Source organism: Algoriphagus sp. A40 (assembly GCF_002002735.1).
Taxonomy (GTDB): Bacteria; Bacteroidota; Bacteroidia; order Cytophagales; family Cyclobacteriaceae; genus Algoriphagus.
On sequence record NZ_MUNY01000072.1, the window covers coordinates 50,366 to 65,068 of the forward strand.

Genomic DNA, 14,703 nt, shown 5'->3' on the forward strand with positions numbered 1-14,703 from the left:
AGTATCAGGTTGCCTTAATGGCCAGTCTTTCCTTCCGAATCTAAAGGGTAGGATTCAGGAAAATCAGAAAAATAAATCCCTGAATTCAAAGGGGATTTTGTATTTTGAAAAAGCCAAATATTATTTTCCCAAGCTGCCTTGTTTGATTTCCGATTGCAATGCCTTAATCCCACAATGCTGTCAGAAATCAAAGATTTCCATTTCCGAATACCTCATTACTGCTTTTTAAGAAATTAGAATTTCTTGTCAAAAGGTAGTTCGAAGGAGTCCAAGGTCCGGTTCTGTTTTTTGGTTTAAGCCATTAGGAGTCCGGTTATTGAGTGTTTTTTTCCATTTGATCCTGCCTATGAAAATTAACCAGCAAGTAAAAGCTCAAGCTTTGGAAGTCTACCAGCGATATTGGGACAGCTATACCAAAGGTGACCTGAAAACCTTTGCTTCTACCCTGGATGATCAATTTGAAATGATCGGCACCTCAGAAACTGAAGTCGCCCATTCCAAAGCGGACGGAATCGATTTTTATAGAGCCCAAATGAACGAGATAGTCGGAAAAGCAGAAATGCGAAACCGGCAAATCGATGTGATTCCGATAGACCATTTGGTTCTGATCAATGAGCAATGCGATATCTATGTGCTCTTGGATTCTGATTGGAATTTTTATTCAAAGATCAGAATATCAACCTTGGTCCGGGATACCAAGGATGGATGGAAAGTAGCCCAACAGCATGGCTCCCTTCCTGATATTCGGGTACAAGAAGGTGAGACGATCGCCCTGGAAAAAATCAGCAAAGAAAACCTCGAACTCCGGGATGCGGTCAAGCGACGCACTGTCGAACTGGAACACAAAAACCGCGAATTGGCCATCGAGGCGGCATTGGAGAAAGTGCGAGCCGTTGCAATGGGCATGAAAAAACCGGAAGACATGCTCGATGTCTGTCGAGTCATTTCAGATCAGTTGCAACAATTTGGAGTGGATCACATCCGGAATGTCCAGATCGCCATCATCGATGAAAACATCGGTCAGTACCTGTGCTACCAATACTTCACGCCGTACGACAATACCACCATTGAAAAAACCGAATACCTCAAAAGTCCGGTAGAACAAGGAATGGTCAGGCAAATGCTGGCTTCAAGAGACGGGTATTTTATCGGTAAACTCGACGGCAAAATACTTGAAGAGTTTAGGATTCATCGAAAAGAAGAAAACCATTTCCCGGATCCGCTTTTGGATGAAGCCAAAGAACTGGACTATTGTTTTTTGTCCATCGGGGAAGGAGGGCTTGGACTGACCTTGTACCAGCCGATTGCAGAGGAAATCCTGACCTTGTTCAAGCGCTTCCATCAGGTGTTTTCCCTTGCTTACCAACGATTTCGGGATATTCAAAAAGCAGAAGCCCAAGCCCGTGAAGCTGAAATAGAATTGGCTTTGGAAAGGGTAAGGGCAAGGACCATGGCCATGCACCATACCGAAGAACTTAAAGAAGTCATTCAAGTAGTATTCGACCAATTTGTAAGATTGAGTATCAACGTCGAACATGCAGGGTTCATCCTGGACTACAAAGAGCGGGAGGATATGCATATCTGGTTGGCAGACCAACAGCAGGGTGTGCCCACTGAGATCACAATTCCCTATTTTGATTCGCCCCATTGGAACAGTTTCCTCGAAGCCAAAGCTAAGCAAGCACCTTTTTTTGCCAACCTGCTGCCCTTTGAAGTAAAAAACAAATTCTACAAAGATCTTTTCGAGTGGATTCCAGATTTGACAGAAGAAGCGCAAAAAGCCATCCTCGATAAGTCCGCCCTCGCCATTTCGACTGTTTTGCTGGACAATGTGGGCTTGTATATCGAGCACTATTCAGAGACACCTTTTGCAACCGAAGAGAATTCGATTCTGATGCGGTTTGGAAAAGTATTTCAACAGACCTACACCCGCTTCCTCGACCTCCAAAAAGCAGAAGCGCAGACCCGCGAAGCGCAGATTGAAACATCATTGGAAAAAATAAGAGCAGCTTCGTTGGCAATGAAGGATTCAGCGGAATTAGGCGGAATTATTTACAAACTGTATCGCGAACTAACAAAGCTGGATGCGAAACTAGACCGGGCTTTTATTATGATTATAAATCCCGAAAATAGAGGTATGACTTGGTGGATGGCCGGGCACGAAGGCCTGTTGGCAGAGAATGGTTTTTTTGTTCAAATGAATCAGCATGCCTCCCATCTGTGGTATCTCGACTGCTGTAAGGAACGCAGAAAAAAATGGCAATACCTGTTAGAAGGAAAGGAAAAAAGAGATATGGACCGTTTTGTGTTGGGGGAAACAGAACTGTCCAGATTGCCTGAGTTCATCAAAAATGATATGGCCTCAGTAAAGAAAATCCATCTCTCAGGTTCATCAGATCAATTTGGTTCACTGGTCACAGGGAGTTTTGAACCTTTGCCTGATGAGCAGCAGGATATCATCAGTCGTTTTTCCATCGCATTCAACCAAGCGTATATCCGATTTCTTGACTTGCAAAAAGCCGAAGCGCAGGCACGGGAAAAAGAAATTGAACTGGCAGTGGAAAGAGTTAGGTCAAAAGCCATGGCCATGCATAAGACCTCTGAAGTTATGGGAGTGGTCATCACACTACGGAATGAAATAGACAATCTCCGGATTCTCGGCATTTCAGCTACTTCGCTTTACCTAAAACAAGAAAATGGCAACGTAAGGATATTAGATCTTACTTCATATGCAGAAACGGAAAAGGGCAGTGGATTTACACTTGATTTTGAATACCCGCTTGATGAAACCACAACTGCTTGGAATCGGATAATCTGGACTTATGATGAGCCTTATTTTGTGGTGGAGGCCAGTTTGGATGACTGGAAACAATCTATTGAATGGTTTGGAAAAGTATTCAGTAAGGATTATGCAGAAGATTTAGAAGGGTTTGTTGAAAGGTTGCCGGCCAGGCAAACATGGCACGCCTTTGTTAAAATGAGTCATGGCTTGCTAGCGTTGGATTTCACACTTCCACCACCTTCGGAAACGGAGGTTGTGTTGAAAAAGATGGGTCTGGCAATTGATCTGACTTATAAACGCTTCCTCGATCTCCAAAAAGCCGAAGCGCAGGCAAGGGAAGCCAGAATAGAGACAGCCCTCGAAAAAGTGCGCTCCCGCACCATGGGTATGCAGAGCAGTGAGGAATTGCCCATCGCAGCCAATTTATTATTCAAGGAAATTAAAGCCTTTGGTATGCCTGCCTGGAGTGCCGGGTATTGCACCTGGGAAGAAAACAAAAAGGCCATAACCTTATGGATGAGCAGTGAAGGGGTCATGCAACCTCCCTTTATAGCACCCACTACCGAGGATCCATTATTTATGCAAATGCGGGAAGCATTTGAGGCAGGTAAAAGTTTTCACGTCGTGGAAATGGGTGGAGATGATCTTGTCATGCATTATCAATACATGCGAACACTTCCGGTAGTAGGTGAAATTCTGGATTCTATCATCCATGCGGGCCATCCTCTTCCTACTTTCCAAATTATGCACTATGCGTATTTTACACATGGACTACTCCTCTTCATTACCTATGAGCCTGTTCCCGAAGCCCATGATATTTTTAGACGTTTCGCCAAAGTTTTTGACCAAACCTACACCCGGTTTCTGGATCTGAAAAACGCAGAAGCACAGGCACGCGAGGCTCAAATCGCAAATGCTTTGGAAAAAGTACGTTCCCGTTCTCTGGCCATGCAAAGTCCGGATGAACTTATAGAAGTTGCCCAACTGCTCCGGGAAGAAATGGGAGCTTTGGGAGTGGAAGAACTGGAAACCAGCTCGATTTACATCCACGATGAAAGCAGCGGATTGACAGCATGTTGGTTTACCATCAAAAACACTGATGATCCGGGTAAGGCGGTCACTGATCAGATGACCATCTACCTGCAGGATACCTGGGTGGGCCGGCAAATGCTTCAATTTTACCGATCCGAATCAAAACAGATTTCCATTCTGATGCAGGGAGAAAACCGCATCGAATGGATTCGCTACTGTGAGGGTAAAACAAAATTGTTCGGAACCAGCAATTTCTATGGGGATACCATTCCCGAGCGTACCTATCACCTGTACAAATTTTCAAACGGGTATATCGGAGCAGCTGCACCTGGAGAGATTTCCCAAGAAAGCTGGGATTTGCTAAGAAGAGCCACCGCTGTTTTTTCCTTCGCATACACCCGTTTTCAGGACCTGCATAAAGCCCAATTACAGGCAAGGGAAGCACAGATTGAAGCCGCATTGGAAAAAGTACGAAGCCGTACCATGGCCATGCAAAAGTCGGAGGAACTGGCTGACGCCGCCTATGTGCTTTTTGAACAGTTGAATATTCTGGGTGTCACCCACGAACGGATCAACATCGGCATCGTCGACGAGGAAAATAACTGTATCGACTTTTGGGTAACCGAGCAGGGAGGACAAAAATTACAAACCAAATTCTCCGGAAGAATCTCAGAACCCACCACCCTGTCCAAATCCTATGAAGCGTGGAAAAAGGGGGCAAAATCCTTGGTCGTGGATTTACAGGGTGAAGAACTGCAGAACTGGCTAAAGTATATGGAGGAAGAAATCAAAATTCCTTTCAACAAAGCCTATCTCCATACCAGGAGGGTTCAGACAGCCGGATTTTTTTCAAAAGGCATGTTGGTGGTCACAAGTCCGGAACCCCTGCAAAACGAGGCGCTTTATCTTCTGGAAAAGTTTGCCAATGTATTTGACCTGACTTACACCCGTTTCAATGATTTGTTGCTGGCAGAAGCCCAGGCCATTCGGGCAAAGGAAAACTTGATAGCCATTCAGGCTGCCAAATCCAGGGCAGAGGAAGCCCTGACCGAACTCAAAGCCACCCAAACCCAGCTCGTCCAGCAGGAAAAACTCGCCTCCCTCGGTCAGCTCACCGCCGGCATCGCCCACGAGATCAAGAACCCGTTGAATTTTGTGAATAATTTCTCGGAAGTCTCAATGGAGATGATGGGGGAGATAAAAGAGGAAAGAGCCAAGAGCCAAGAGGCAAGAGACGAGACCCTAGTGGATGAGATCCTGGATGATATCCGAGCCAACCTGGAGAAAATCTACGAGCACGGCACCCGCGCCAACAGCATTGTCTCTTCCATGCTACAGCACTCACGAGGTGGCTCCGGCAAGATGGAACCCACAGACCTCAATGGTCTGATCAAAGAATATGTCAACCTGAGTTTCCACGGAATGCGGGCAAGCAAAAATCCGATCGATGTGGATATCGTCTTGGATCTGGATCAGGAAATAAAGGAAGTGTCCCTGATCAAAGAAGACTTTACCCGGGTAATCATCAACCTGTGCAATAATGCTTTTGATGCGATGCGGACTAAAACCCTCCAAGGGTTCGAAACCCTTGGAGGGATGGACGTTTACCACCCCAAACTCACCATCTGCACCAGATTGGAAAAAGACCAAATCCTTATCGAAGTAGAAGACAACGGCCCCGGAATCCCCGACGAGATCAAAGACAAAATCCTGCAGCCTTTCTTCACCACAAAAAAAGGAACTGAGGGAACGGGTCTCGGACTCAGTATTACCCATGACATCATCAAAGCCCATGGCGGAGAGATTAGTGTGAATACCAGGATAGTTGATGGAACAGTTTTTACTATTATATTGAGTATTAAAATGATCCCTCAATAATTATGGTGCAATGGACCGGTAAATTCTTTAGGCTTACCCTCTACTTGGTATTTTTCATCGGGATTTATTCATGTCAACAGAAGGCAGATGTTGCCTTTCCGGAAAACCCTTCCGGATACGAAGTCCCAAAAACAGTTCCTTTTTCACTTCCGGAACCAGAACCTGTCACCTGGAAAATTTTTCCTCAAGACAGTGTTCCCAAGGGAGTCAAAGTCAACTTGAATCTGGAAAGTCTGCCTTACAAATCATTTTCTGCAAATGAATTCAGACCGATAAAAGCTCCCGCCAAAACTACCTCATTCGACTGGGATAAGCTCAAATCGATTCCTTTCGACTTGGATACCATTCCCTCCCAGCCTATTCCTGTGAGAAAATTTTTGTTGCCCGCACCTACCGTCACGGCAGCTTCAGTTCCATCGGTTTGGCAGGGAGGTACCTCAGCAATGATCCGCTTGGGACAGACTGAAGGATTGCTTGGCAACAAGGTTTACGCCATGGTCACCGATCCTTATGGAAGCATGTGGATCACCACTGACAGAGGCTTGACCAAATACGATGGCTCGGAGTTCCAGACCTACAATTTCTTTGGAAGGTCAGAAACAGGAGCAATTGAAATCCTACCCAAATTACTTTTTGACCCCGATGGAAGGTTAATTATTTCAGGCTTGGTAACAGGAGTCTATCGTCTCGATATCACCTTAGGATTGGTGGAGCATTTTCAGACCGGCAAAGGATTCATCCGGATGGATTACGATGCACAGGGGAAACTTTGGGGCGTAAACGGAGGACTTTACTTTTTGGATTTGGAAGAAAAGCGCATTTCCCAGCTGGAAATGAAAATCAATGACATCCCCATTACTGCCCTATTCGGGGTGAAAAATGACAACGAAGGGAATCTATGGATTGGTATGGGTCAAGGAATCGGAATCATGGATCCCTTTCAAAAATCCATCCACTTGATGGGAGATTCTATTGGACTAAATGTTCGAACGGCCTATGAATTCAAAGAAGATCTCAAAGGCAATATGTGGGTCTCGGCATTTTCCAACGGGGCCGTTTCAGTAAATCTGGAAAATCAAACTTTTCAGCAGCTTGGCCCGGAGCAAGGATACTTTGGGCGTACCGCAAATGTGCTACAAGATGTAAATAAACGTCTTTGGCTTATTTCGGAGGACACAGTCAGAATTTTTGATCAGGAAAAGGGCTTAATGAAAAAGCTGGTCACCCGTGCAGTTACCAGGGACAACAACTTTCCTTCCTCCTCACTTGTCGGCAAAGACGGAACCATTTGGATAGGAACCGATAAAGTAGGTATTCTTCTTGCCAATCCGAATGGACTACTTTCAGAATACTTCACGGTAGAAAATGGTATCGAAAGCAATGATGTCTGGGGAATCAATGAAGATTCAAAAGGTAGAATTTGGCTGGGAAATTATCGAGGACTCAATATCTATGATTCGGAAAAGGAACGGCTTTATCTATTTCAATTTCCCGGAGGGCAACTGGTCAATGATTTCCGGCAAATCAATAAAATCGGTGACGATGTGTTTTTTGTAGGAATGGCAAGAGGTTTCTCCATCATTGATCTCAAATCAAACACAGCGACGATTTATGAAACGCGAAATACGACCGGAATAGCAACCATATTTATCGCTGAGCAAACTCCTGATGGAAAGCTTTGGATGGGTTCAGGTTCCGGGTTGCTTCTTTTTGACCCAAAAGAAAACAGCTTCAAACGACTGGGAAAATCAAACGGCCTTTCTTCAGACATGGCATTTGTCGTAAAGAAGGACCGCAACGGACAAATCTGGGTTTGTACAGATACAGGAGTCCATTTGTTTGATTCCAGTGGGAATTCTCAGCGGAAATTGAACAAAGAAACTGGATTGATGACAGATTACAATTCCATGCTTTTTGAAACTTCCAAAGGCGAAATCATCATCGGCGGAGATATGGGATTTTCAATTTTGGAACCCAATGAAAAGACCATTACCCATGTTTCGGCCAAATCGGGGATCAGTCCCCCTTCGCTCTATGATATGAACGAAAGTAAAGGCAGAATTCACGTGGGTTCCGAAAACGGAATCATAGTCGTAACGCGCCCGGATGAAAACTCCCCAAATCAATTATGGCGTTTTTCGAATTACGGAAAGTCCTCCGGCCTCCCCTACAACGATCACAACCAGTCGACCTCATTTGTAAGTACTACAGGCCAAGTTTGGTGGGGCGCCGCACCGATTCTGGTGGTCAATCATCAGGATCCTTTGATAGACAGCCTTGCTCCCAAGGTGCATATCAAAGGCATGAATATTATGGATCAAAATCCCGTTTTTCTTAAGCCGGACTATTTCAAATCACGGCTTCTGGAAGGAGATACCCTTTGGACAAGTGATTTGTCGGAGAGCTGGACCAAAGAAACCCTACCTAATGACAGCAGCTACCTGGCGCAAAACAAGATCCAGTGGGACAGTATCAGCCCAGGATTCCGATTGCCGATCGGTCTGAAACTTCCCTACAATCAAAACTCATTCAATTTCTCCTTTGTAAACCAAACCGCACAAGGCAGGGATAATATTGCTTATCGCTACATCCTCGTGGGAGAGGACGAGGAATGGTCACCTGTCAGTCCAAGACCTTCCTCTAGAATTTATTACAATCTGCTGCCGGGAGAGTATTCATTCAAAGTCGCCACCCGTGGATTCAATGGGGTCTGGAGCGAGCCGGCATCTTTTGACTTTGTTATTTTGCCTCCTTGGTGGCAAACCTGGTGGGCATATCTCTTATTCGCCTCAATTTTCGGCGGAGTCACTTATGCCATTGTCTATGTGAGATCGCAGTACCTGAAAAAGGAAAATCGCATTTTGGAGGAAAAAGTCAGTCACCGTACCGAACAGCTGAAAAAATCCATCGACGAATTGAAGTCTACCCAGTCTCAATTGATCCATTCAGAGAAAATGGCATCACTCGGGGAACTCACCGCAGGAATCGCCCATGAGATTCAGAACCCGCTGAATTTTGTAAACAACTTCGCAGAAGTGAGTGGCGAACTCATCGATGAAATGAAAGAAGAGCTGGAGAACGGAAATATGGAAGCTGTGATGGAGATATCAGATGACCTCAAAGAAAATCTCAATAAGATCAACCACCACGGAAAACGGGCCGATTCCATCGTAAAAGGGATGCTGGAGCATAGTCGGGGAAGTACCAGTGAGAAAAAACCGACCAACATCAATGCTCTTGCAGATGAATTTTTGCGCCTAAGCTATCATGGCTTAAGGGCCAAAGACAAAAGTTTCACCGCTGACTTCGAGACCGAATTAGACCCAAATCTGCCTCTAGTAAATGTGGTAGCTCAGGATGTGGGCAGAGTCATTTTGAATCTGATAAATAACGCCTTTTATGCCTGTGCAGAGCGGAGTCGAAGTACCGGTGCAGAGCGGAGCCGTATTGCCAGCACCCAAAAAGTAACAGAATATGCGCATTCTGAAAACGGGTCTTCTTCTTATAGACCAAAAGTGACTGTCTTATCCCGCCTTGTCAACTTAAATGGAGATATCGGGGGAGTGGAGATTTGCATCAAAGACAATGGCGGCGGAATCCCAAAGTCAATCAAAGACAAAATCTTCCAGCCTTTCTTCACGACCAAGCCCTCGGGAAGCGGTACCGGTCTGGGACTAAGTCTTAGCTATGACATCGTCAAGTCGCATGGGGGCGATCTTCGGGTCAAAAGCATTGAAGGCGAAGGAACAGAAATGATCATCTTTTTGCCCATCTATGGCTAAAATCCACAGAATTCTGGACTGAAATAGCAGGAGCCAAAAAGTTTTAGAAGCTTTTGGATAGTTGGTCAAATGAAAAAAGTGGTCTTTGACCAATTCCCTGAAACCACCCAATCCGGGAGTTTCTAAACCATTGCCACAGGAAATGAAATTCTCTTGCCTGGGTGTTAGATTCTATATAAAAATCACCGGCTAGTTCCTTCTTTTCCTATCTAAAACTCTCATTGATCTGGCCTAGTACTTTATTCCCGGGACACAATTCGCCCTCTTTCAGTCTATTTAGTGGAGTAGATGTGATTTTGAGGGTTCCATGCAAATCCTTCCATTCTGTATTGACATAGAGCAATCCGGTCAAAATCTCCTCTTTTGCTCTTGCTTTTTGCAAAGCATTTGCTGCAGAAATCCTATCCTCGGGATTCCAGTCCAAATCCAGCTTATTCAACTGGATTTCCGAACCGTCATGCATTTCCACTTGGGCGGATTTTCCTGCCTTGTACTGGACATTGATTTCATTCTTGTCTGGAACCAAATCTCTGGCCGAAGTGGCCTCAATATGCTCTCTGACATAGTCATAGGATTTGGTTGATCCGGGATTATTGTTGAAAGTGACACAGGGTGAAATCACGTTCAAGAATGCGAAGCCCGGATGTCTGATTGCGGCTTTGAGCAAAGGAATCAGCTGCTGCTTGTCTCCGCTGAAGCTTTGAGCAACAAAAGTAGCACCCAACTCAATCGCCATGCTGGCCAAGTCTATTGCCTGAAAAGGATTAATGTTTCCGGATTTGTTTTTGGATCCCTGGTCTGCAGTAGCCGAGTCCTGTCCCTTAGTCAGGCCATAGCATCCGTTGTTCATCACCACATAGACCATGTTTAGATTTCTCCGAATCACATGAACAAACTGTCCCATACCGATGGAGGCTGAATCTCCGTCACCCGATACTCCAAAATAGACCAGATCCTTGTTTGCCATATTGGCACCGGTGGCTACCGAAGGCATCCGACCATGCACCGAATTAAATCCATGGGAATTTCCCAAAAAATAGGTGGGTGTCTTAGAAGAGCATCCTATCCCGGAAATCTTGGCCACCAAATGAGGCTCAATGGACAATTCGAAACAGGCCCTCACGATGGCCGCACTGATGCTGTCATGACCACAGCCGGCGCAAAGTGTAGATAAGCTCCCTTCGTATTCCTTCAGCGTATATCCCAATTTATTCTTGGGAAGCTTGGGATGACTAAACTGCGGTTTCAGATAACTCATGACTTGAGTGATTTTTTGGGTTTAAATAAAGTTTGATTTGCTGCCGAATCGAGTCTGCTGTGATAGGCATCCCGTCGTAGTTGAGCACGGACACCAATTTTTTGGGATTACAGTCCAATTCCATAATCAGCATCTTACGCATCTGGGCGTCCCTGTTTTGTTCGATCACAAAAACCGCTGAGTGGTCTTCAATAAACCCGACAACTTCTTTCCCAAACGGGAAAGCTTTGATCCGGATAGAATCGACTGAAATTCCTTCTTCAAAAAGTAGATCTTTTGCTTCTTCCGAAGAATAGGTAGAAGTTCCGAAATACAAAATCCCCAATTCACTAGAATCCGAAGAAGGAGAAGAAATTTCGGCCGCCGGAACCATTTTTTTGGCTGTTTCCCATTTGTGAATTAAGCGGTCCATATTTCTCTTATAAGCCCCGCCGTCCTCAGTATAGGCAGCATATTCATCCTTGGAAGTACCCCGGGTAAAAAACGAACCTTTGGTGGGGTGAGTCCCCGGATAAGTCCGATACGGAATCCCGTCTCCATCCGAATCCAGGTACCTGCCAAACTTCCCGATATCCTCCAGTTCAGCGGCGGTTAAGACTTTGCCCCGCTTGAATTTTCGTTTGTTGTCCCATTCAAAGGGTTCGCTTACGTGATCATTCATCCCCAAGTCCAGATCAGTCATCAAAATAACGGGAGTCTGCAACTGCTCCGCCAGATCAAAACTTTCTGCAGTCATATCAAAGCATTCTTTGGGAGATGAAGGAAAAAGCAGGATATGTTTGGTGTCACCATGAGAAGCAAATGCTGCTGCCAAGAGATCTGATTGCTGGGTGCGTGTCGGCATTCCGGTACTTGGACCTGTCCGCTGCACATCGATCAGCACTGCAGGGACTTCCGCAAAATAGGCCAAGCCCAGAAATTCGCTCATCAGGGAAATTCCCGGACCCGAAGTAGCAGTAAAAGCCCTAGCTCCATTCCAATTAGCGCCGATTACCATGCCCATGGCGGCCAGCTCATCTTCTGCCTGAATGATCGCGAATTTGTTTTCACCATTTTCCTCTTTTCGATGGGTTTTGCAATAGTTTTCGAAGGCTTCGGCCACCGAAGTGGAAGGGGTGATAGGATACCAGGCCATCACAGTGGCTCCGGCATAAACTGCTCCTATCCCGCAGGCTGTATTTCCATCCACCAGGATTTTGTCTTTTAATAAATCCCTGCTCTCAAGGCTGAAGGGCAAGGGATATTCGAAGTGGCTTTCCACATAATCCATTCCCAAACTAAGGGCGTGGAAGTTGGCATCAATCAGAGCCTTTTTACCTTCAAACTGCTCGGAAATCAAATTTTTTATGACGGATTCGTCCATGCTCAGTAACCTGACCAAGGCTCCGACATAGATGATGTTTTTCAAAAGTTGCCTCTTTCTGGGATCTTCAAAAGCATGAGTGGCCATCTCCATCATTGGAATACCGAGGTATTGAATGTCCTCTCGTTGATATTCAGGATTTAGGGTTTTGGTGCTGTCGTAGATAAAATATCCGCCCTCCTTCACACTCTGGACATCCTTGGCCATACTTTGTGGATTGACACTGATCATCAAGTCGATTCCTTCCCTACGACCCAAGTATCCTTTTTCGCTCACCCTGACCTCATACCATGTCGGCAATCCCTGAATATTAGAAGGGAAAATATTTTTTGGAGTTACAGGGATTCCCATCCTGAATATGGTCTTGGCAAACAGGAAATTGGCACTTGCAGATCCTGTCCCGTTCACATTGGCAAACCGGACGATAAAATCATTGATTCGATTCTTCATTTTTTAAAAGAGGGAAGAGGGGCGGGAACCTGATAAGCTTTGGTGACACTGTAAAAGTACTTTTGCATGTCCCAGGCAGAGGTTGGGCATCTTTCGGCACAAAGCCCGCAGTGCAGGCAAACGTCTTCGTCCTTGACCATGACCCGTCCGGTTTTTAGGATGTCTGAAACAAGTAGATCCTGCGTGGTGTTTTCGGCAGGAACCAATAAATTTTGCCTGAGCTGATCCTCCGACTCATTTGGTGTAAATGTGATACAGGAGGTCGGACACACATCCATACAGGCATCACATTCTATGCATCGATCCTCAGAAAATACCGTCTGGACATCACAATTGAGACATCTTTGAGCTTCTTTAAAGGCAATAGGGACATCAAATCCCAATTCGACTTCCTTTTTTCGGTCTTTGAGCGTGATGGATTTTTTGGCTTGTGGTACCACAAAGCGGTGATCAGCCGCTATCTGACTGTCGTAGCTCCATTCGTGGATTCCCATCTTTTGGCTGACCAGATTCGTGTAGGGTGAGGGCCTGTCATTAAGATCTTTCTCCTCGCAAAACAGATGGATGGATACAGCCGCCTGGTGTCCATGCGCCACTGCGGTGATGACATTTTCAGGCCCGAAAGCTGCATCTCCACCAAAAAACACATTTGGAAGTGTGGATTGGAATGTTTTCCGATCTACCACTGGCATATCCCATTCATCAAACTCCAATCCTAAATCCCGCTCTATCCATGGAAAACTGTTTTGCTGCCCAATGGCAATCAAGACTTCATCCGCTTCAATAAACACATCAGGCTCGTCTGTAGGAATGAGCTGTCTTTTTCCCTTTTCATCATACACCGCCCTAACCTTTTGAAATTTCATCCCGATGAGCTGATTCCCTTCAACCTCAAAACTGAGGGGAACATGATTGTCAATAATCTGAATATCCTCATGTGCGGCATCCTCTTTTTCCCAAGGGGAAGCTTTCATTTCTGAGAAAGGACTCCTTACCACCACTTTAACTTCTTTGCCTCCCAACCTTCTGGCCGTCCTACAACAGTCCATGGCGGTATTTCCACCGCCAAGAACAATTACTTTTTTTGGAATGGATTTCGTATGCTCAAAGGCTACACTGGCAAGCCATTCGATCCCAATGTGAATAAATGCCCCACCTTCTTTTCTGCCTGGCAGTTTGGGTAGATCCTTGCCCCTGGGAGCTCCAGTGCCTACAAATACAGCATCATATCCTTTGGAAATAACTTCCTTCAGGCTTTTTACATAGGTTAAAAATTGGGTGTGAATCCCCAAATCCAAAATGTAATTCACCTCTTCATTCAGAACTGTCTCGGGAAGCCTAAAAGAGGGAATCTGACTTCGCATCATCCCGCCACCGGCAATCTGCTCATCGAAAAGATGTACTTCATAGCCCTGTGGTGCCAGATCCCGCGCGACCGTAAGGGAGGCTGGACCTCCTCCGATCAGGGCAATCCTTTTTCCATTTTGGGGAAAAGGTGCCTGCGGCATCAGACTTTTCACCTCGCCTTTTTGGTCTGCAGCCACTCTTTTGAGCCTACAAATGGCTACCGGTTCTTCTTCCACTCTTACCCTGCGACAGGCGGGCTCACAGGGCCGGTCACAAGTTCGGCCTAGGATTCCGGGAAAAACATTGGATTCCCAGTTGACCATATAGGCCTCGGTGTATTTTTCGGCTGCAATTAATCGGATGTATTCCGGAACAGGGGTATGGGCCGGACAGGCGTATTGGCAATCCACCACTTTGTGGTAGTATTCCGGATCCCGGGTATCGGTAGGCTTCATGGTTATTTTGGGTTACTATAATCTTAAAAAACTCAAAATTTAATAAAGGCACTGAGTGATTAATATAAAAAATAATTCTGCAATTATGACTACTGACGAATTTTTTGACAACAATTCAGCGCCCTTTTTCTAATTGAGGAATTGCCAAAAAATGGATGTAGCCCTATGATCCGGAATCCTATAATCTATGGATAATCCAATCCTATCTATTAGGGTTCGACAGTATTCAAAAATGAGTTGAGGCTTTCTTGCCTTTGGGTCAGAAAGCCAAAGAATCAATTATTCTCTCCAGCTAAAACTGGACAAAAAACAAAACCCCGCTTTCAGATGAAGGCGGGGGAAGTTAAGTTTGAATG

5 protein-coding genes are annotated in these 14,703 nt (G+C 45.4%); 2 read left to right on the plus strand and 3 right to left on the minus strand.

Features of this window, described 5'->3' with window-relative positions; all coding sequences use genetic code 11:
- Positions 1-346: 346 nt before the first annotated feature.
- Together B0E43_RS17825 and B0E43_RS22825 are read left to right on the plus strand one after the other, a co-directional pair.
- Positions 347-5,692 (plus strand): ATP-binding protein, encoded by a 5,346-nt coding sequence (locus B0E43_RS17825; RefSeq protein ID WP_139352817.1) that lies wholly within the window; start codon positions 347-349, stop codon positions 5,690-5,692.
- Positions 5,693-5,694: 2 nt separating this feature from the next.
- On the plus strand, positions 5,695-9,474 hold the full coding sequence (locus B0E43_RS22825; protein ID WP_139352818.1) for an ATP-binding protein: 3,780 nt from the start codon (positions 5,695-5,697) through the stop codon (positions 9,472-9,474).
- Between the two features lie 205 nt (positions 9,475-9,679).
- Here B0E43_RS22825 and B0E43_RS17835 read toward each other — a convergent pair whose 3' ends face one another.
- The 3 genes from B0E43_RS17835 to B0E43_RS17845 are packed head-to-tail and all read right to left on the minus strand — an operon-like array spanning position 9,680 to position 14,347.
- Positions 9,680-10,732: a 2-oxoacid:ferredoxin oxidoreductase subunit beta gene (locus tag B0E43_RS17835; protein WP_077352286.1), complete on the minus strand. Its 1,053-nt coding sequence runs from the start codon at positions 10,730-10,732 to the stop codon at positions 9,680-9,682.
- Positions 10,707-12,545 carry a 2-oxoacid:acceptor oxidoreductase subunit alpha gene (locus B0E43_RS17840; protein ID WP_077352288.1) on the minus strand — a complete coding sequence of 613 codons (1,839 nt, stop codon included), beginning with the start codon at positions 12,543-12,545 and terminating at the stop codon, positions 10,707-10,709. Before B0E43_RS17840 ends, B0E43_RS17835 begins: the two co-directional genes overlap by 26 nt.
- A complete protein-coding gene (locus tag B0E43_RS17845) occupies positions 12,542-14,347 on the minus strand; it encodes an FAD-dependent oxidoreductase (protein WP_077352290.1) in 1,806 nt (601 codons plus the stop codon). The genes B0E43_RS17840 and B0E43_RS17845 overlap by 4 nt, the downstream gene beginning before the upstream one ends.
- Between the last annotated feature and the right edge of the window lie 356 nt (positions 14,348-14,703).